General features: G+C 56.3%; 16 protein-coding genes. 5 read left to right on the top strand and 11 right to left on the bottom strand.

Annotated elements, in window-relative coordinates; all coding sequences use genetic code 11:
* The first annotated feature begins 1,459 nt into the window (after positions 1-1,459).
* Genes E5678_RS17480 through E5678_RS17495 form a run of 4 tightly spaced genes read left to right on the top strand, consistent with a single transcriptional unit; the run spans position 1,460 to position 5,218 of the window.
* Complete coding sequence (locus E5678_RS17480; protein WP_136179711.1) at positions 1,460-2,749, top strand: DUF3732 domain-containing protein; 1,290 nt, start codon at positions 1,460-1,462, stop codon at positions 2,747-2,749.
* Positions 2,746-3,693 (top strand): 50S ribosomal protein L17, encoded by a 948-nt coding sequence (rplQ, locus tag E5678_RS17485; protein WP_136179712.1) that lies wholly within the window; start codon positions 2,746-2,748, stop codon positions 3,691-3,693. Before E5678_RS17480 ends, rplQ begins: the two co-directional genes overlap by 4 nt.
* Before the next feature lie 27 nt (positions 3,694-3,720).
* Entirely contained in the window at positions 3,721-4,866 is a 1,146-nt protein-coding gene (locus E5678_RS17490) for a CHAT domain-containing protein (RefSeq protein WP_168708596.1), read from the top strand.
* On the top strand, positions 4,847-5,218 hold the full coding sequence (locus E5678_RS17495) for a hypothetical protein (RefSeq protein WP_168708597.1): 372 nt from the start codon (positions 4,847-4,849) through the stop codon (positions 5,216-5,218). Before E5678_RS17490 ends, E5678_RS17495 begins: the two co-directional genes overlap by 20 nt.
* A 160-nt stretch (positions 5,219-5,378) precedes the next feature.
* Here E5678_RS17495 and E5678_RS17500 read toward each other — a convergent pair whose 3' ends face one another.
* From E5678_RS17500 to E5678_RS22675, 6 genes are all read right to left on the bottom strand, one after another.
* Positions 5,379-6,413: a hypothetical protein gene (locus E5678_RS17500; protein ID WP_136179715.1), complete on the bottom strand. Its 1,035-nt coding sequence runs from the start codon at positions 6,411-6,413 to the stop codon at positions 5,379-5,381.
* 17 nt (positions 6,414-6,430) lie between these two features.
* Positions 6,431-8,227, bottom strand: a complete 1,797-nt coding sequence (locus E5678_RS17505; RefSeq protein ID WP_136179716.1) for a ferritin-like domain-containing protein — start codon at positions 8,225-8,227, stop codon at positions 6,431-6,433.
* Positions 8,224-9,546, bottom strand: coding sequence for a radical SAM protein (locus tag E5678_RS17510; RefSeq protein ID WP_136179717.1), 1,323 nt, complete (start codon positions 9,544-9,546; stop codon positions 8,224-8,226). Before E5678_RS17510 ends, E5678_RS17505 begins: the two co-directional genes overlap by 4 nt.
* Positions 9,546-11,201: a hypothetical protein gene (locus tag E5678_RS17515; RefSeq protein WP_136179718.1), complete on the bottom strand. Its 1,656-nt coding sequence runs from the start codon at positions 11,199-11,201 to the stop codon at positions 9,546-9,548. The genes E5678_RS17510 and E5678_RS17515 overlap by 1 nt, the downstream gene beginning before the upstream one ends.
* Before the next feature lie 490 nt (positions 11,202-11,691).
* Positions 11,692-12,090, bottom strand: a complete 399-nt coding sequence (locus tag E5678_RS17520; RefSeq protein ID WP_136179719.1) for a hypothetical protein — start codon at positions 12,088-12,090, stop codon at positions 11,692-11,694.
* A gap of 116 nt (positions 12,091-12,206) precedes the next feature.
* Positions 12,207-13,214 carry a hypothetical protein gene (locus E5678_RS22675; RefSeq protein WP_247596815.1) on the bottom strand — a complete coding sequence of 336 codons (1,008 nt, stop codon included), beginning with the start codon at positions 13,212-13,214 and terminating at the stop codon, positions 12,207-12,209.
* 447 nt (positions 13,215-13,661) lie between these two features.
* On the opposite strand from E5678_RS22675, the gene E5678_RS22680 reads away from it, so the two are divergent.
* Positions 13,662-13,910 carry a hypothetical protein gene (locus tag E5678_RS22680; protein WP_247596816.1) on the top strand — a complete coding sequence of 83 codons (249 nt, stop codon included), beginning with the start codon at positions 13,662-13,664 and terminating at the stop codon, positions 13,908-13,910.
* A 112-nt stretch (positions 13,911-14,022) separates the two neighbouring features.
* On the opposite strand, the gene E5678_RS17530 is transcribed toward E5678_RS22680, so the two are convergent.
* The 5 genes from E5678_RS17530 to E5678_RS17550 form a co-directional block, all read right to left on the bottom strand.
* On the bottom strand, positions 14,023-15,261 hold the full coding sequence (locus E5678_RS17530; protein WP_136179721.1) for a TniQ family protein: 1,239 nt from the start codon (positions 15,259-15,261) through the stop codon (positions 14,023-14,025).
* Positions 15,258-16,217, bottom strand: coding sequence for a TniB family NTP-binding protein (locus tag E5678_RS17535; RefSeq protein ID WP_136179722.1), 960 nt, complete (start codon positions 16,215-16,217; stop codon positions 15,258-15,260). Before E5678_RS17535 ends, E5678_RS17530 begins: the two co-directional genes overlap by 4 nt.
* Positions 16,204-18,213, bottom strand: a complete 2,010-nt coding sequence (locus tag E5678_RS17540) for a Mu transposase C-terminal domain-containing protein (RefSeq protein WP_136179723.1) — start codon at positions 18,211-18,213, stop codon at positions 16,204-16,206. The genes E5678_RS17535 and E5678_RS17540 overlap by 14 nt, the downstream gene beginning before the upstream one ends.
* Positions 18,176-18,898 (bottom strand): TnsA endonuclease N-terminal domain-containing protein, encoded by a 723-nt coding sequence (locus tag E5678_RS17545; RefSeq protein ID WP_136179724.1) that lies wholly within the window; start codon positions 18,896-18,898, stop codon positions 18,176-18,178. The genes E5678_RS17540 and E5678_RS17545 overlap by 38 nt, the downstream gene beginning before the upstream one ends.
* Before the next feature lie 243 nt (positions 18,899-19,141).
* A complete protein-coding gene (locus E5678_RS17550) occupies positions 19,142-19,561 on the bottom strand; it encodes a helix-turn-helix transcriptional regulator (protein WP_136179725.1) in 420 nt (139 codons plus the stop codon).
* Between the last annotated feature and the right edge of the window lie 28 nt (positions 19,562-19,589).

Raw genomic sequence — 19,589 nt, forward strand, 5'->3', positions numbered from 1 at the left:
ATCCAGTCTAGTGGTGCAGGAGCCGCTGCGCGTGTTGCTCGCGCGTCACCTCTTGGCCGGTAGGGGTGTCCGGGGTGCTGTTGTGGATGGCTGGCGAATGCCTTGCCCTCAGCGCAACGACCCATCGCCGCTTTCGGTGAAATGGCAGCATTCCAAATGCATGAAGCGATGACGCCACCGAAGTGGGCAGTAGCCGCAAAGGAAAATCGAAAAAAAACCCCATGAGTTTTTCAACTGATGGGGCTCGATTTTTCGGCTTATGGGGCCGCCTAAAAAATCTGTCAGATGTCAGAGAACATGAAAAGTCATGTGTTGATTTCAAAGGGTTTTTTCATTAACTTTGTCATTCGCCTTTTCTGGCGTGACACAGATAGTGAAAAAATCCTGCATTCGTGCCAGTGAAAGTGCAAAAATCCGCGCGGCTTACGTGGCAGATGACCCAAGTTTTGAGATCAGTGTGCCGAGTCCTATTTTTGCCTTCTTGGTGAGAGGGTAGTCCAAAGGCTAGAACTCACGTGTTTCGATTATGCCGGGCGGGAGTCTGTATCCAAACATCACCCTTCCTTCGCCCTACATATTGCCCGTGCACCCGAAGGTGCGGAGGAGCGCGACTCATTGATGGCCAACCTTCAACTTGGCCCGCCCGTGCGTCGGTGTCCGAGTGCCACTTTCATGTGGTCAAAACACGAACCCCATGTGGTCAGAACACGACGCCCTGTGTCAAAACACGAGGGTTCTGGTCGCTCGCACGTGTGCCAGATGACTCAAGGATTGAAGACTCAACGCCTGCCACCTCCATGGGCGGTCCGCTGTAAGTTGAAATTTTTCTACAGAAGTGGGTGAAATCCATAGAGTGTTCGCCAGTCACAAAACAATTTGACGAGAAGCTAAAAAAGAGGCAACCTGTCCGAGCTATCGCTTGATATTCGAATATCTGAACTTCTACCGAAAAGTCGCTAGTCAGATATCCATGGTCACTGCCTGACTTAACCCATCCGGCATTGACGAAACTTGAAGCGGTTCACATGTCATCGGGTAAAAGAACAAGTCAACTTACTACGAAAAATGGGGGAGGCATGCAAGTCAAAACTCTGCCAAAAGTATCTCCGACGCCGGTGCACTCTATATTTTTTGGGGGGGCCAATGCAGTCAGCACGGCTCGATTTTGCTAGGGCGCCACTTCGGCAGGACAGCAGAAATTTGGATGTCGCTACTTCCAAGATGATCTACTTCTGAGGTCTGAGTTTTGGCCCGATCTCTCCAAACTGTTGTCTTATGGCCCAAGCATGCCGATAAGCCTCCTCGGGTACTCAAATTTGAGGCGGATAAGGTCAATTACATCTGCTCACCAGCGCGGACCGGCAAGTCTTACCTCTGGCCCGTTATAGACTTTGTGCTGGGTGCAAGAGGGCGGCGCCCACCACAAGATCCGCTTGCAAGCACAGTCGACTGGTATCAAATGGAGTTCGACGAATCCTTGGTGGACGGGGCCGGAGATCTCGAATTGCTTGCGAGACATCATCTGGGAAGAAGTGGAGCAATGCGTGCCAAGCGGCATTCAAGCACAGCGCGTTCTAAACCGACCAATAATATAAATATGGAACGGTACATTGAAGAACTTGCAGTGCCACTAACAACTCTTCCCATCACTCCATTTGGTCGGTTGTCTACACGCGACTTAGTACTTCTCAATCACCTACCTCAGCATGCTTTAGGTGATCCCTATTCATTTGTAGCGACATCTGGCAAATCATTCTCACGACTGAAATTGGGCTACTTCATGGAGTCATTGCTAGGCGGGCCAACCTCTAATAATGTTCTTCATGCCACCTATGCGAACCGGCATCGTACTAAAGAAAGGGGCTTGCGCGAGGCCTGGCGCCCCTTCCACCAGGAGTTGGTGCACTTGGTGGGAAAGGCGTCTGAGGTCGGCGCACTTGACGGGGATATTAACTACCTTGAGAACCTCCCTTTAGAAGTAGGTCTCCGTCAGTTAGCTGTCGCTCGTAAACGTCTAAGCTTGACACAAATTAGGGAAACGGGAATTGAGAGAAAATATTCGGGAGGTTCTAAGGTTGCTGCTTATGAACTCGGTGTACTGGCGGGAAGGATTTCGGAGTTTCTTCGTGTCGCAGGAGGAATGCTCGAAGAAATCAGGCGCTATGACTCACAGTTGAATCTCGAGCTCGGTGCTCATGCAAAAACACTACTAAGTTCGACAATCGAAGGATTCGCTAAGTCTACAACCGACGAGATTCAACGTTGTGCTGAATTGATGGGGCTGGATGGTGGGGGTGTGCCGGTGAAAATTGACGCGAACACGATGAGTTTATATTTCGAAGGTCCCAGTGGAAAGAGGGAGCCACTGATTGAAATTGGAGGGCAGCAAAATTACGTTGGATACAACATTGCTGCGATGATTGCTTTGCACGTAACGCTGCGTAGATGCGGACTCGACGTTTTACATTCTTTTCTTGTGATCGACCAGCCGAGTCAGGCATTTTATGAAAGAAGCAATGACTCGTCTGGTTATTGCATATCACAAGAAGCCCAAAATCGACTCCAAAAATTGTATGCTGCTCTAGATAGTATTAGTAGTTCCACTCCAGAAATTCCAACTTTGATTATCCTAGAGCGATCGCCCCCAAACAACTTGAAGAAGCTGCCTAACAGTTGCTTAGTTCCAGGCTGGTGTACGGATGCCGACGGCCTGCTACCTTCAGGCTGGATCAAGGAAAAAAGAACATGAGACATCGAAAGCGAAGAAAATATCCTGCTTCGTCAGCCTCCCATGCAATCGCATTGCTGCAAAATCAAGCTGCCGAAGTGTTACTGCATGGACAGATTATTACGACTACGGTGAAAGCGAAATGTTTGCGTCCATATTTAGAGCGCCTCATAACAAAGGCGATTCGCGCAAACGCATCGGAATCGGATGGAGCGAGAATTGCTGTTATTCGACATATCTTCCGTCATCTCAGAAATCGACAGGCACTTGAAATTCTTATCCATGTGGTTTCTCGAGTTTTTGCCGATCGTCCAGGTGGATACACGCGCCTTTTAAAGTGCGGCTTCCGCGATGGAGACGGAGCAGAAATGTCTGTCTTTCAGCTGGTAATGGATCAAAGTCCGTTTGATCTAATTGAGAAATCAGATGAGTGGGATAAGTGTTTGGCGGCCAAGGAGCGATACGCGCTTATCAAGACTCACTGCCTTAATAATCTCATTCCGAGCCTGTCGGCTATCAGGCTTTGGGCAACCTATAGGTTCCCCAAATTCAAGCTCAGTGTGGAGCACGACACTTCAATGGGCGTTTGTTCGATTTTGGAGATCCCTGACGCAAGCCATTGGAATATAGAGGACTGGCCTGTCTTGCAAGGCGAGCGCGTACCTTTGCAGCTTACTTTGAGGTTCTTTGGGGACTCGAGATACCTGCGAGACGATCTGGTAGAAATGAGAGTCACGTGCGAACGAAGTCCTTTTGGCATATTTTCCAAAGAACGCAATGGAACTGCGCTGACATTTGTATTAAATTCAGAAATGCTCGGCGAAGCGAAAATTATTGTGGTGAAGCATTCCTTTATGAAGACAAGGCCGATTGCATTTGTAGCTACGCTTTTGAGTCCGTATACGACGTTGCGATCGGCTAGATCTATCAGTACTGTTTTCGGTGAAAACAGCGTCATTAGTTAAGTTGAGAAAAATTGAGGGATGATAGGTTTGACCAAGAATAATAAAACAAGGAAAATGGGGCCAAAATTTCGAGCAAGGCCGACTGCGCTGGATTTGCGCTTTATCGGCGTTCCGGGAAATCCAGACAGCGTCGAGATCCATGTCGAGTCAACTCCAAGGGGATTGCGATCTCATCCCATTGTCATTGGTAAGTCTGCGTTGCGGGCCATGAGGAAGAGTCTTATTGATGGAATTGAAGCCTATACTAGGGACAAAACCTTCGGCAAGCTTAAAGCCCTCGCTGAGCTTGGCTATGAGACCTTCAACATTTTGTCTTCAACACACGGTCCAATACACCGAGAGCGGTGGCGCAAGCTTTTCGAAGCACCAAACGATGTTCGGCACTCGGTGATCAGGGTAAAATTTGATGGGGATTTTTCATTCCCAGTTGGTCTGCTTTGCAGTTCGAAACCGACCACTGACCAATACAAGGAGTTGGTGAACAAATTCATTGGTGCTCGGTCTGTTGTAATCAATTCTCTGGGCATGATTCATGATCGCGAAGATGATCGGAATCACGTAAGTGTAAAGCGTCCTTGTTGGGTAGCTCATGCTATTGACGTGGATGTGCCTGGAGCAGGGAAGGAGTCGAAGTTCCTTGGAGCTCTCGAGGGTCTCCGAACCTCTCGATGCAAGAGCAAGGCGGAGTTAGTTGAGGCTTGGAATAGTCGAAAGACCGGCATTATTCATTTCACCAGTCATCACCGTTTTGATGTCGACTCAGGGCAGTACGTTTTGACACTATCGGGGGGAGAGAAATTTGGCGCGCTGTCAGATAGAGTGCAAATCAATCGCGCAAATGACGGCCTTCCATTTCTATTCTTGAACGGCTGCAATACTGGTCAAGTTCTCGCTGGCTTCCCAGACACCTTCGCGAGTTCTCTAAGCCCTGCTTTTTCTTCTGGCATTCTTACCACTCTACATAGTGTTGGGGGTGTTGACGCTGCACAGTTTGCAAGGACCTATTATCAGAAGTGGCTTGCAACTGATTTCGCTATCGATGCACTTGCGCAAACGAAGCATGAGTATGTTTTTAATCGCCGAGACTTTTCGGCCATTACATATGAATTCTGGGCAATGCCAGAGGTTCTCACCCTTTTTGAATGGAGCGATGATGAAGAAGAAATCAGCTAGCAAGATGTCTGACGACCTCGGGTCGGGAATTCGCATTGCAGTGGCGCGGCACTATGGAAGCAACCCTGCAGAATATGAGAGGCGCGGAGTATTGGACAGTGTCAGTAGCCGGGTCAACGACGTAGCCATGGTGACGTCAGGAAAACTTGCAGAGAATTTGAAATCGTTCTCTGAGCAGTTTGGAAGTGCTTTAGCTGCTGTCGGAGAAGGAGCCGGTGCATACGAAATAGACGAAATAAAGGTTATTGTCGAACTTGGGGTAGAGGGTGAAGTAACTCTGCTCGGTTCGGGAGTGTCGACATCAGGCAAGGCCGGAGTCGAAATGACCTTTAGACGGAAAGTCGAAAAATAGTGTTGTTATCTGATGGACTTCATCTGATTCAATAGACATCTGTTAGGGTCGAAATGGAAAGGTAGAAACGAGTCTTGAGATTCGCCAAGGACATCGCTTTAAAGGCGGGTTTGGTAGTAGAGGCTAGCGAGGGTGCCAGCTTCACAAATCTCTCCAAGTGTCATGGTGTCCCTTCGACGATGGGCGCATGGTCGCGAAGAAAATCCAAGTATCCGCGCCATTGTGGCGTAGACGCGAACGTACTCTCAGCGATCAGTTCGCCGATCCGAAGCCGATGCTGAGTCAGCTGAGGCTCGGGGGCACCCAGATCTATCTTCACATTCGCCGCCGCGCCTGCTACAGCACGTAGTGCATCGGAGATCCCGATAGCAAGTCCCTGCGAAGCAAGTGCGTCACGCGCGACGCGAGCATCGCCGATAGGTTGTATCCCTCCTTGGGCAGCTTCGCACCACTGCAGCGAAGCCGCACCCGCAGGACCGGGTGCCAACCTCTCCGGATCGATGCCTGTAACGATCCAGGGCGCGAAGCTTCGAATGTTCTCCACGACTTTGTCGGAGTCTCCGCGCAGCAAGCTCCCGTGACCAACTACCCCGAGCGTGGAGTGTTGCGCGTTGCTGAGTCGATAGACGTAGCCTTGCGGTCCGGCGGCAATGGCGAAGCCATCCAGGTCTCGTCCAGCCTTCGCAACCTGCGTAAACGTCCGGCAAACTAGGGGGATCTCCGGACGCACGATGTAGCGTGCGGACAAAGCGGCACGCCCGGACGAATCCAAAATGAGAGAGCCGCTATCAATGGCACCGGCGATTTCGGCCGGCACGGAACTTCCAACCGCCCGGATGCAGACACCAGACCGTGTTGCAAGGCCAAGAAGTGCCAATTCGAGTGCCGGTCGTGAGACATGTGCCGAGGGCGGAGCCTCGTCGGCGTTCACCTCCAGGGAGCGCCACTGCGTTAGCCGGCGTCCATGCGTCCGGTCGACGCCAAGCAGGCGAGGGTGCAGGCCGAATTCGACGAGCAGCGCGATCATCTGCGCGGGAATCGCCTCAAGCCAACAGGGGTCCTGCACTACGGGCAAGCGATTGGTGAGAATTTCGACCGGCAAGTCGAGCTGCCTGGCACGCAGCGCCGCCAACAGACCTACCGGACCCGCCCCGATCACGACGAGCGGCGGTCGCACGCCATGCACTTTGGACATTGCCGCGGGTCGACTGGCTACAGACTGGCGGGCGGCTCGATCAGTGCGAACTCCGCGCCTGCGGGCGTGTCGAACGACACCAGAAAACCTTGCGCTGCGACCGCCTCAGCGAGCGCGTTGATGCCTCCCGGCCCCACCATGCTCGTGCGTGCCGCATTAATCTCTGCCGCGCCGGGAAATATTCCCTTTGTGTAGCCTTCCCTCAACTTGACAAGCATGGCGGCGTACGCCGCCTGTAGCAGGCCGTTCGCGGTATTTCCAGCGGGAGGACGAGCCGGGGCGACAGAACGAAGGTATTCGGACTCGTCATGATTGGCGAGCCACTCCTTCATGTCGCGGAATGTTTGGAAGTGGTCTTCGCCCTCGGCGATGATGGATCGCACGGCTTCCCGCCACTCGTCGGTCGCGGCCTGCGCTACGTCCGCGGGCGGCGTGACTAGCGTTGCGAGAATGCGCGTGTACAGGCCGTCGACTCCAGCCGACGGTGCTTCCACATTGATGAAGCTGTCGACCGCTTCGCGCGTAGCGGGCCGCATTTGAACGTCCCTCAGTTGCCCCGGAAGGCCCGGAACCCGGGATGCAACTCGCAGTGCGGGCTGGAATGTTCCGGCGGGAGACAGCCCGCGGATGATGTCGTTCACGGACCTGGCGTGCCGCATCTCGCCAGTCGCGATTCGCATCAGCTCGGCATGGCTGGCCCGGATATCGTCGCGCAGATCGGCGCTGCCCGCGACGGTCGGGTCGTCCGGGGATTTCAGCGAATACGCCGCGCAGAGATATTCAAGAGCGACGGCTAGCTCAACCCCGGCCGCGTACCGCAAATGTTCGAGGAGGACCTGCAGGTCGGGCAGGGGCGCCGACTGTGGCGACATGCCCGGCGTGTAGGGCGCGACGATCTCGCGTCGCCCGACCACGAAGTGCAGTTCTTGCCACCGGCTGTTGATCTCGTAATGCCGCAGCTCGGTCCGAACTGCACTCGCGGCCGTAGCCGCTGGAGGAGCGACGGCATCGATTGCGCGGTCCCTGCGCTCCCACGGCACAGCGCGCTCCCAGGTTTGGTCAGTTGCGCCCGTGCTGGGTAGAACCGGCCGTGCGATGTCCGGGTGATTCGAAGCCCAATAGAAGCAGCCGCAATCCCGAAAGTCGTGGGTCCATGGGCTGCAAAGCGACTGAGTAAGTTCCCCCGGCAGAAAAGCCGCCGAAAGCGCACCGTTGTCGTCCAAGTAGCGGGCGCGAGGTGCCGTGAGCGTGGATTGCCCGGTTGAGCCTTCACGCCTGAACGTCAAAGTCACGCTTGTCCCTTCGGTAAGCAACCGGACAGCGGTCCAGGCGTCCGAAGGGCGCCGAGAGGCGCCTGTGCTGGTGTCCGTGAGATCGCCGACGACCTCGGCTTCCCCGTTCATTTCGGGCTGTTGGAGCGTCAAAACCAGCGGGCCCAACAATCCGAAGGTCCCGGAGATTGTTGCAATGAGAGCGAGGCGGTCGGAGGAAATATCGCCGGCGAGGGCTTGGTAGACAGTTGCATCCGCAGCGGAGACACTGCCGTCCGCTCGCGCCCTGTCGACGCCGTCCAGGTCGACATTAGCCAAGACGAGATGGTTGCCTATGGACTCCACTTCCATGAACGGGAAGAATCGGCGCTCCAAATTTCGCAAGTCGCATTCCAGGCCGGGGAAGCAGTTGCCGACGCCGGACTCTAGGCGCGTCGCGACGGGATTTCCGGCCACGACATCGGTCGTTCGGGTTCCATCTCCGAACCGGCGAATCGCGGCAACGTTTCGGGCGACGATTTTGGCTGAGTACGAACCGCTCATGAAGGCCTCCCCGAGGTGAAAAATGCGGGCTGGTCCGCAAGAAGTTCGCAGTAAGCTGCCAAGCAGAATTCGAGCCAACCACGAATGAAGTCGCAGCTGGCGATCGTTCTGCTGCGCGCTTCCTGGTGGCAGCTGCCGGAGCACAGGTAGCGGGCCCAGCAGGTGTTGCAAGGCGCCTGGGCGTGGACGTGCCGTTGGATCAGGAATGCCCGGCGGCGCTTCTGGTCCATGCCGTTCGAGTCGCCAAGCGCGAAGCTCTCATCCCCGATTGCCCGGTGGCATGCATACCAGCGGCCATTGGCGGCTACTGAGAAGTAGCCGCCGCCTGCGCCGCATGGGTAGGGAGAACTCGCGCCCGCATGGATTTGCTTGAGCGCCACGGCAAGGTTGGTGAGACGAATCGAAGCGCCATTGCGGGCGCGCTCGAGTTCATGGCGGGAGACGGCGATGAGCTCAGCGAGGTACGATGGCCAGTCGGATTCGCCAACGTTCGAGTCGTCGGCCGCAGTGCGCAGCGGCGCGACACCGGCCTCGCGAAATCCAAGTTCCCATACGGCATCGAGCCGGTTGGACAGATCGAATCTGCCACCGCTGATCGTCATGCGCGCTGCCACCTGGGCCCGACCCGGAGCGGCGAGCAGCGGGGCGATGTGTTCGGCCAGGCGGTTGAAGCTACCCCGACCTCGTTTGTCGGGGCGCTGCGCATCCTGGACGTCCGCACCGCCATCGATGCTGACAGTCACCGCGAATCGATGTGCCTGAAGAAGGTCGATGTCAGAGGGAGTAAGGGTCGTGCCGTTGGTTGTGATGGAAAACCGCACATCAAAACCTCGCTCCCCGCCAGCGCGCGCCGCATGGGCAACCACCGAGTGCACCAGCGTGCGGTTCAGAAGCGGCTCGCCGCCAAGGAAGCCAATGGTCACAGGAGCAGCTCGATCGGCATCCAAGAACAATCGGTCGACTGCCGCGATTGCGGTCTCGGGCGTCATGCGATTGACCTGCTTGCCGCCGAAGCCACCGCGGTCCGCGTAGCAGTAGCTGCAGGCCAGGTTGCAGTTGGAGCTAACGTTGAGCGACAGACTTTGCGGTGGCGGCTCGACCACAAGGTCCAGCGCGGCTTCGCCGGATCCCGTTTCACCCAGCATACCGGCGAGGCGATGCAACTCTGGTGGGTTGGAATCGAGTTCGATGGCGGCTTCCCGCGGCAAGTCGAATAAGCGCGAGTGCTGTAGCACGAGCAGATGTTCGCCTTGAGTAGAGCTGAACCGTTTGTAGAGCGGCGCAGATGCCGAAGCGTAAAGGCGATGAATGACTTGCATCACCGCAACTCCGCCGCGTCGATCCGGGACAGCACGGCCGATCGGCGGCTCGCGGCGGCGGGCGAAAGCGCCTGGGCTTTCGAGGGTACCGCTGCCAAGCCAGCGCCTGCGGGCGCTGCGAGCGCTTGCTGCTGAACTTCATCGACCCAGCGCATCAGCAGATCGTACTGCCACGCCGACAGGGTGAGGGGCATAGCATTCGACTGCCGCATGAACGGCGGCATGCGCATCGAACTAGAGTCGGCGCTTTCGAATGCTTCGGTTTCGAAGGGCGCCCGCACGATTTCGCGCACCCTGTTGCGTCCGGCAAGCGCATCGATCGCCACCAGCGCAAGCAGATTCTGGATGTCCGAAAGCGCGCGATGCCGCATCCGCGCGTGCTGGCTGAGTGGCAAAGGGTTGTTGACTGTGGCCCCCTCGAGCTGAAAGACCTGTGAGCGAAGCGCGTCATGACCCCCCATGGCGCTCGCGGGATCGGGTCGCGCGCCTTGGTCGAGGTCGGTGGCTTCAATCTTCGACGAGGGTAGAACCGCTGCACGCTGGCTGCGGAAGTGGTCGACGTTGAAGAGCGAGACCGTCTCATAGATGCGCTCGAACAAATCCTCGACCCATGCGCTGAGGGCCGCACCGGTCAGGTCTACGTTGCGCTTAGCAGCTGCCCCGTCTCTGTCGTTCAATTCATCGGCGATGGAGAGGAATGGCCGGTGATTTGGCGCAAAGTCTGGCGGCGCGACAAATGCGACTGCACGCGCAGCGAGCGAGAGCCCTGCCGAAACGTTCAACGAAACGTCGAAGTGCACTTCGCATGTGTCGTCCACGACGCCGAGGGACGCTCCTCTGGGTGCGTTCTGATCGACCGCGTCGTAAGTATCACCGGGAACGACGAGGTTTCCTGTCTGCGCGCCGCGCCAACCAGCTTGCGGGTTGAGGTACGCATTGGCGGCCGGCACCGCGGGTGCGGGACGGCCGAGCGCGGGTTGTGCACTGGCGGCTTCCGGGGGTCCATAGAACGAGCCGCGAGCGGGCGTGTATCGAAACCGAATCGTATCCACGCGAACCACCGCGGACCACGGCCGCCCCGGAGGTTGCGGCGTACTCCGCAACATCTGCACGGTGCCAAGGGGAATCGGGCGTCCGGGCGGGATCATGGGAACAGGCGTGCCGGGCGGGCTCGTTCCTTCAATTGTTTTCACCGTTGAATCATTCCCTGCTATCACGAGCGGCTGCCAGTTGCCGAAGGCATGGGACTCGTCGCCCGAGCGGCGCGCCGCCTTGCGGTTGCGCGCCGTGACGCTAAGACGCAGTGAATTGATCGACAGACCGTCAGAAGCGAGCAATTCATTGGTCAGGGGAGCTTCGGTCCATGTTCCGGCATCGCTGCCCGCCTCGCCCAAGCGAGCCCATATCTCGAAGAACGGCGCCACGGGTCGAATGAGATCACCATCCCGAAAGGCAATCGCTTGGGGAGGGAACGGCGCCACGGATCCGTCGGGCTGCACTGCCAGTGTCCAACTCGGCGCTATATCTGTCTCGCCGTCGAAACGTGGGTTTTGGGTGTCGACCCAATCGTAGGCATGCATCGGTGTCGTGCTGCCGCCGAGACGAGCGACGGCGAATGCTGGCGTGATGAACAAGCCCTGGATGGAAATTGCCATAGCATCTCCTTGAAAGAGACGAGTCAAATTTCTTATTGCTTCAGCGAACATCGCTGAGCACAAACATCTTGCCTATAGATCCGGCCCTTTGAAGTCATTAATCAACGCAGCCCTCTGCCCCGGCAGTTTGCATTGAAAAGTTCAGGCATCACAGGGCCGAAGAAATAAGAACGCCAAATTAGCTAAGAACCGATCGCCCTCAAAATAACGTTATCACGAAATTGCCTCTGGAAACAACTCTCTTCAACCTGAATTTGGGAATCGCGAGCGCACCCCCCATTTGCCACCGAAGTTCGCTTCGCCCTTCCAGTTGGCAAGCTCTACGACGGTGGAGATGGACTTCCAGCAACTTCGAACCACAAGTTGAAGATTGGCTAGGGAAGTGGATGAAGTCCAGATTCCGGAACTTCGTATGTTAGCCAGGGGACCCAGAGTTGGGATTCAAGGCAAGTTGCCCTGACTACCAAGAAGGCCTCGTGTGCGAAGAGCGCTAGCTCATGTCCCAAGCATCGATGGTCAAAATCGCATCAGAGGGGCATGTTCGGATGTTGTCCAAGCGAAGGTTGGGCTTTTCCATCCAGCCAGAGGGCAAGGCGTACTCCTCACCTTCGTCTATCCCGAACGTCCAAATGCCATCTTCGGGTGGCTTGATCACATTGACTTGGATCAACGGCAGCACGTCTGCGGCCCTGGCGGTGTAGCGATTCGGATGCCCGCTGCTCTTCAACTGTGTGGCCTTGCCTTCTTTCAGCAAAGCTTGAACCCAGTCCAACCCGCCGACACCTGCTTCCCAATCGGCCAACTCGAACGGTGCGCGAGCCTCGCGCCCGATGAGTTCGTCCGCCTTTTCAGGAGGCAAGTTGATGATGCAGATCCACCAGCCCAGCATAAATCCCCCTTCGGTTCAGTTATGTTCTTCTTGGGCTCTTTCGCAGCTCACCGCAGATATTGTTGCTCGACATTGGCAGGTTGGATGAAAGTGCCACACACGCCGATTCAGCAATCTCAAGAAACCCCGCAGCTTTGTTGGGCCACGATCTCAGATCGCCGGTAGAAATACTGGCGCGCACCGTTGATGCTTGGCCCGCACACTGGCGATGCTGCAAGCTCGTCCAAGAGGGCACGCGGCGAACGGCGTCCCTCCTTAGCCAACCTTGCGAGGGAAATGTAGGTCGCCTGGAACTGCTCAATATCGCCAGCAGCAACGCGGTGGCCAAGCGCTCCGACCGTTGTTGAGCGCAAGATGCCCAAGCGCACCAAGTCGTAGGCCACCTGTTGTTTGACACCCAACTGCTTTGCAGCTGCGTCTACCGAGAAATCCTGGCGCGCTTCGGCTCGATGCTTGAGGAGCCAATCTTTCGCCCTGGCTGCATTCAAATTCGCCTCCCCAATAGGTACAGGACTCTGATCATCGCCTTCGGCATACAAGTAGCCATCGACCACGGCGGCGATCAGGGCAATGCCTTCATGCGCCCGAAGCCGCCAGTACTTCAAAATGTCGCGAACGGGGATGCTTTTGGAATTGCCAGGTGCTTGGACCGCTTGAACATGAAGCCGGTCGACTTCACTCTTCGAGATCAGCCATGCTGCCGCACCCCTGTTGAATTTCCGGGATACCAAGGGGGTCAATAGATCGCCCTCGATGAGCTCCCTCACCCTGCACTTGGGCAGCGCGAGCACTCGCGCTGCCCTTTCAAGCGTCATCGCGCCGTCTGTCGCGGTTTTGATGCCTGGCAGCTCAGACAGATGAATCGACCGGGCATGGCGACCTGACAACAATTCCGCAGAGCTGCTGGGTACCAATTCTGTTTGCACCATATGGCGGACCACGGAAGGCGGTACGCGCGCGGCCTTTGCCATTTGAGGCAAGCTAAGTCTAGGGTGAATTTCGACAGTCGCGGGCTGCAAGCGCCTGTTGCGCTTGCAAACCAGGCCCCACCAGTGGATGTGCAAGTAGCCCTCAAACGCATCCCGCAGAAACTGAAACTCGCTTTCCGGCAGGGCGTCGTACAACACCCGATAGAGTGGATCGAATGTCCGGCGAACGCTTGGGCTTTCGGGCGCATCTGATTGAAGCTCAGAAATCTTCGTGTGTAAATTGGTGGGCCAGTTTGCAAGCAGACCCGCTGCCCCAGTGACAAGACCCCTTGCCACACCGAGTCGATGCACGTCCGGTGTCTGGCCTGGGTGTGAAGGCCTAGTGGCTGGCTGAAAAGGCCCGAGATAGCGAACGAGCCGATGCATCGCAGGCGTGCTCAATGCTGACAGGCATGCCAATCTCCCCGCCCTGGAAGAGTCTCCGCAGAGGAGGAGCGTTAACGCGTGCACATCCTCGTTTACCTCCTCGACTTCGCTTTCCAACAGGCTTGCCCCGCAGCGGCATTGGCCCTTTGATTGCACAACATCGCCCCAGCTGAGACTGGCCCCACATCGAGTACAAACTTCCTGCAACCAAATGCCATGCTTTGGACAAGTGCAGACGAGTTTGAGGGTCCACTGCCCGAGCAACACACCCCCTTCACGCAGGCACAGACGACACCAGCGTCCGTGGGTTTGATTGAAATCCGATATGCCAAGCCCGAGCGGAGTGTCGGTGTGGGCCCAGTGAGTCGGCAAGGAGCCAAACAGGAGCGCTCGATCTTCAATGCTCAATCGCAATCGGGCACAGAGTTCGTCGAACGCGCCTTGCTGGCGAGTACGCAGGGATGAGAAGAGATGCCGAGAAGAAACGAATCCGTTGGCGCACGCGACCCTCTTCAAATACCCCTGGGTGCTCTCATCGGGAAGAGGTCGCGGTCGAACTGGATAGATGGTTTTTGGATCAAGGCGCATGCTCTGCTCCTTCGCTACCAGTCCTCGCCATTTTTCTGACATCAATCGGTGGCACTCCTCGGTGTGCCATATCGAACACGGCGTTCCACCGGGCTATCTCTAGATTGGTGCGGGGGTTTGGTCGAGCGCTGACTCGGCCCACCATAGACTGATTTGCAGAATGCAGGCGCAACCAAGCGATCAGTTCATGTACTAAATCGCTCCGTTGATCATCGCTCAATCGAGGGTTGAATAAAGCGTTTTCCTGACCCAGTATTCCTGCATGATGCTCACACTGAAGACGCTCAATGGCGCTGAAAATGGGCCGAGCCATTGGATTGCGTTTGGCGCAGATCTCGCCCATCAATTTCTTCATGCTGTGCCATCTGGCGATGCTATCCAGATCAACCAGGGTTGAGCGGGAATCTCTGAAAAACCAGCGAAGGGTTTGTCGAGCTTTGCGGTTGATGGTGTGCGGAAACCCCATCAACAATGACATCTCCCACGAACCCGGCACCATCCGAGAACGTCCCCTCAGCACCATGGGCCAATTGATTGAAGTGCTATTGTGCTGTGCGTCGGTCAGTACCCTCCGCGCCTTCAGCAGCCACCCAAGTACTTCGTAGACATCCCGAGTCTGATATGTCGCGCTGATTGGTGCCGAGCCGCAGCTCGCAAGCTTGACCGCTTGAGGCACCAGCGCGTCGGATGCCGCACACAAGATCCTGCTGAGGCGGACAGCAAAAAGTGGTGCGTCTTGCGCTTGAATCTCACCAACCTTTGCGCCGCATCTGCATTGCCAGCCGCGTTTTAAGGTTGCCCAGCTCCACATCCATTTGCATGCATAGCATTTTGTGATCAATTTGCAGCCATGCACGGCACATGCAGACACGAGTGGTAGGTCCCAGTACAAAAGATGGCATTCACTTTCGGCCATGCACAAGGCGCAGAATCGAGGCCGTTTCGACCAGGCGTACCACTTTGGGGCCAGCTGCTTTGACCAAGGATCGATGATGCCGAATTCTCGGTCGTGCAATGGCTTCAGTCGCTCGAACCCTATGAGCTGGCTTAGGACATTGTCCGGCTCCAGCACTCGAGTAGTCCTGATCGCCAGCAAGGCTGATCGCACGGCTCTAGGCACGTCGTGTCCGTTGGCGGGGCAGATTCGCCAGCCCCATCCACCCAGACTTTCGCCTTTGCGCAAAATTGGGCGAATTGGATACGTCTCAGCAGCCACAAGGTCGCTCATCTTGATCTCATCCTCTTGAGGCTGCTCGCCACTTGAAATGGCTCACCACCGCGGTCCAAACGTCGACAGTCAAAGTCCGGATGGAACGGATTGAGTTTTCCGATACCCTCCCACCAGATTTCAGCGGTGAACGCCCTCTCCAGCATGGAAGCATCGATTGCATCCAAATCCTGCTCTAGAGCCCATCGCAGCGCAACGAACAGCAGCTTCTTGATATAGGCCACCCGACCGTCACTGGCGTAGTAGAGCCGGACACCCATTTCTTGAGCGCTGTATGGATGTGAGGAAACCGGAGTATCAATCAGCGAGGTCAGCGACAGGAACAGCTGCAGGCACTCGGATTCAATGCTGTCCGTATCGCTTTGGCCGACTGCCAGGCGCCGACGATTGGAAAAGCGTCTGCGCAACTGGTCGTTGACCTGCAGCACGTTTTCCACGCGAGGAAGTCCCAACAAGACGGTGGGTACGGCCAACTCGTCAATCAGGTGCTTCAGCCAATCGCCCACCATGTAGTGGGTCTTGGTGTCCCCTCGGTCTTGAAGATGCTGGGCTTCATCGAACAACAGCGATTCAACACCGCAACCCTTGCAAAGGGTGATGACCCGGTGAGTCCTTTGCGCAACCGAGCCTGTGCTTGCATAGGGGTCGCCAAGAGCCTCCAGCATTGTGCTGGCGATACCGCCGATGGACGCCGCAGGAGGGATGGCCGTGATCAAGAGTTCGATCACGTCACGCTCTGGCAACACACGCAGAGGGTGTTGATGCGCCAACCATCGGCACAAACTGCTTTTGCCCGTGCCCGCCTCACCCGTGACCAACATGTGTGTTGCCACCCCGGTCTCTCGAAACATCTGTAGATTCGCCTCGATGGCGGTCATCGCCGCAACAAAAGGGGGGAAGGGAATGTACTGCTCATCGAAGGCTTTGAGCTGCGTGTAGATTTCAGCTGTTGCCATCGCGTCCTCGCTTGTTTGGATTCATCTGAAATGCCTCGAGCACTTTTGGTAACTCAAGGTCGGTTGCGGGCGCTTTGCCAGTTGGCTTGATGCTTTTGAGTTTGCGAATCACTGGCGATTCGGCAGACTGGCTTTGTGGTGTCGGGGTGCCGTTCGGCTTGCTGCTGCTGATGCCACGAATGGCCCCCGAGCGCTGACGCGCCTTTTGTTTTCGGCTGACCATCAGTTCTTCAACGGCCTTCGTGATGTCGTTGCGAGCGCGTTGAAGCGCCACGCGGTCCTCGGCTTTCGCACCCTCCTCGCGCAACACTTGTCTGATCAATGCGTTTTGCCTCAACGTCATACCGCGCGCATAGGTCAAATCGAGCGCTTCTACTGTGATGGGGTCGGACTCGAGCGGGCCCCATACATGGACTTCACCCAGATCTTCGGGATCAAACACAACGCGTATCTCGACCCCCTCGCCGTATTGCCGAAGCACTTGGCTCAGGGTATCGCCGTTGTAGCGAATACCGTTGAGCTCGAATCCGTCTCTTCGCAACTTCCGCGAAGCGCTTTGACCAATCCTTCTCTGCAGCATTTGAAGGTCTGATGGCAGGCGTGGCTCAAATGCAGCCAGACCTTCGTGCCACCGTTGCCAAGGTGTGGTGCCGATGCCAGAGTGCTTTGTCTGGGCGTAGATATCGACCACCCATTTTTCCAGCAGATGCTTGAACTCACCCAGCGTCAGCAAGGCACTTTTTTGTGGGTCATAGTCGCCTCTCAAGTGAAAGCGCGAAAAGCTGGTACCTGGAAGTTGATGTGCGAATTGACGGTTAAAGGTTCCCAAGAATCGCTCTATCGACCCCTTGAAGCGAGGCTGGTGCTTTGGGCAAAAAGAGGTGTGAATTCCCAGATCAAAGGCAATTCCTTCGAGGTCCAATCCGTGAAACTCAAGACCGTTGTCGACCACTAGGGATTCCGGGATTCCGTAGGTGGGCCACCTGTTCTCTACGGGCAAATCAGCGATGGCGATTTCCGCCTCTGCTTTCGGCAAGATGCCATGCCGAAGTGCACCGACCACCGCAGCCGCAGACGGACTTCCGTAGCTCAGGTAGTACCCCAGGGGCATTCGACTGAAATGATCGATTGCAACGGTAAGCGTTGGCCTGCCAAGTGGTAGCCAGGTGCGCTCGTCCACCAAGAAGAGATCCAATGGCGTGTGATCAATTTCCACCCTTTCCAAAATCCGAGTGGACCTGACTCCGGCTTTGCCGACGCGGAAGCGACGATCTGCGCTGGCCTTGCCTTCCTTGAGTGCGGTCATGTCGTAGATGTCTACATCACCCAACATGCGGTACACAGTTCGCTTACTTGGAGTGACCAGTGGTTTGCTTGAGAGCGTCTGGCGATTTTCGAGATCGATTTTGGCTAGAAACCGCGAGTAGATGTTCGTGACCGTTGCCAATGGCGTGGTGTTGAACGCGGCCTCGGTTGCTTCTGCCAGCAGCTCGTTGAGGCGTTTACTTTGGCGCCCCCTTTTCGATCCACGAAGGTCGTAACGGGGGAGCAAGGCGCGCGTATCGCTCCCTGACGCGAGGCGTTTGTTCCATCGGTACACAGTGGTCGCACTTGGTGCATTCGTGTCAAAGTTTTCTTTGGCAACCCTCTGAATGATGGGTAACAGGAACTCAGGGGTGAATATCGGTTTGCCATCAGCATGAATGGCTTCCAGGTATTTGCGACGGCGCTTGAGCTCTTGCTGCACGCCGTCTGGCAGTTGATCCAAAGGCCTGCCGTAAATCGGCATTGCACTGCTTTGTGGATCGATTACGGTGGATGTCGAGACCAGCCCTCGCGTGAAGTCATCGAGCAATACCTGTCGGGGCACCAGAGAGATGGCCCCTCCGTTGCCGGCCTCCAAAAGCATTTCGCCATTGGGAAGCAGGCGGTCGATGCGGAAGGTGGCGCCCTTCCAGTCAAAAACCATGTTCTTGCGCAAGCCAAAACCAGCCATGATCGGCCTCCATTGAAAGTGTTAGTTGAGTGTTTGAAGCCAATGAGGCATCCATGCGGCATCGAAGCAGGCCGTCCATCAGCAGGCTGTAGGGTTCAGCGCCGTGCACGGAAAGCAATGCGGTTGTCCGCTCCAGGGTTGCCGGGAGAGAGGGAGCGCAACGTGCGAGGACTGTCCTCGCAAACTCAGCCGAGGGACGAACTCGCATGGCTCGGTGAAAAATGACACGGGCGTTGGATTGCCGTGGCTCTTGGCGAAGCACCTCGTCGGTCAGGATGACAAAAGGCTGCCCATTCCTTTTGAGCTGGAGGGCCACGCAATCCAGCTTGTGTCGAACATCTTCTCTTTGTAGAAAAATGGCTGGCTTGACCTCGATCCAGATCGATTGGCCACAACTGAGCGTGACCTCCAGATCCGGCGTGTACCTTCGCAAACGATTTCCATCGGGGTAGGTGATCGTCGTTGGCTGCTCCCGATATCTCGCCACCTGAGGAGAGGCCTCAAGAAGGTAGATGGCATCGAGTTCGAGCAGTCCCTCGTGATGGACCAGCCGCCCATTTTTTCTGCTCGGAAACTTGCCCCGCATGATTCCGCCCGACGGGCTGATCACCTGCCGCGCTCGACGGTGGTTATCGCCCACGGGCGTTCGCCCGTTCCATTGACCGCTCCACAGATTTGTGGCCATGGGTGTTCTCCTGGCCATGGCGTGGACAGCACTGTGCCCACCGCCATGGGAATGACAGTTGGATATGACTGTTTTTGGGCGTAGCAACGCCCACATCGGGTTGCTTCAGCCGATGAAAACAGATGTCTTGGGAGGTTGCGGTCTTGACGCTGGGAGTTGCGTCCGCGATACTGAGGGTGCGAATCAGAGGTATCGACAGATGCTTCACTAAACGGGGCAAGCCGCAAGGTTTGTTCCGTTTTTTTACATGGGTGCCTCCATGCTGGTTCGGCGCTTCAGTCGGCGCACTGGCTCACGGGATTCATGCATGGTGCCGCGCAACGCGAGCACATCGCGGATCATCCGCACCTGTAGGGGCGTTAGGTGTTCAACCTCGTCGCGCAGATCACTGAGAAGCCAGTAAATGTCAGGTGGTGCGTCAGGCTCAATCACAAGCTTTCGTTGCGATGCCAGGGCTGCCGTTCGTAGGCCATCTTTCTCGGCGTCAGTCAGAGCCATTGCCGCCGACACACGTTCCAAGAACTCATCAGTGGGCGGCCCCTTCAGCCCAACTTCAAGCGCGGATATGTAGCTTTGCTCGTAGCCGATGAGCTTGGCCAGCTCAACCTGGCGCAGGCCATGCCGAACGCGGAGGGAATGCAGGGAATGAGAAAACGGGCTCATGATGATCCGAGATTCTGGACCTTATATC

Source organism: Hydrogenophaga sp. PAMC20947 (genome assembly GCF_004795855.1).
GTDB lineage: Bacteria > Pseudomonadota > Gammaproteobacteria > Burkholderiales > Burkholderiaceae_C > Hydrogenophaga.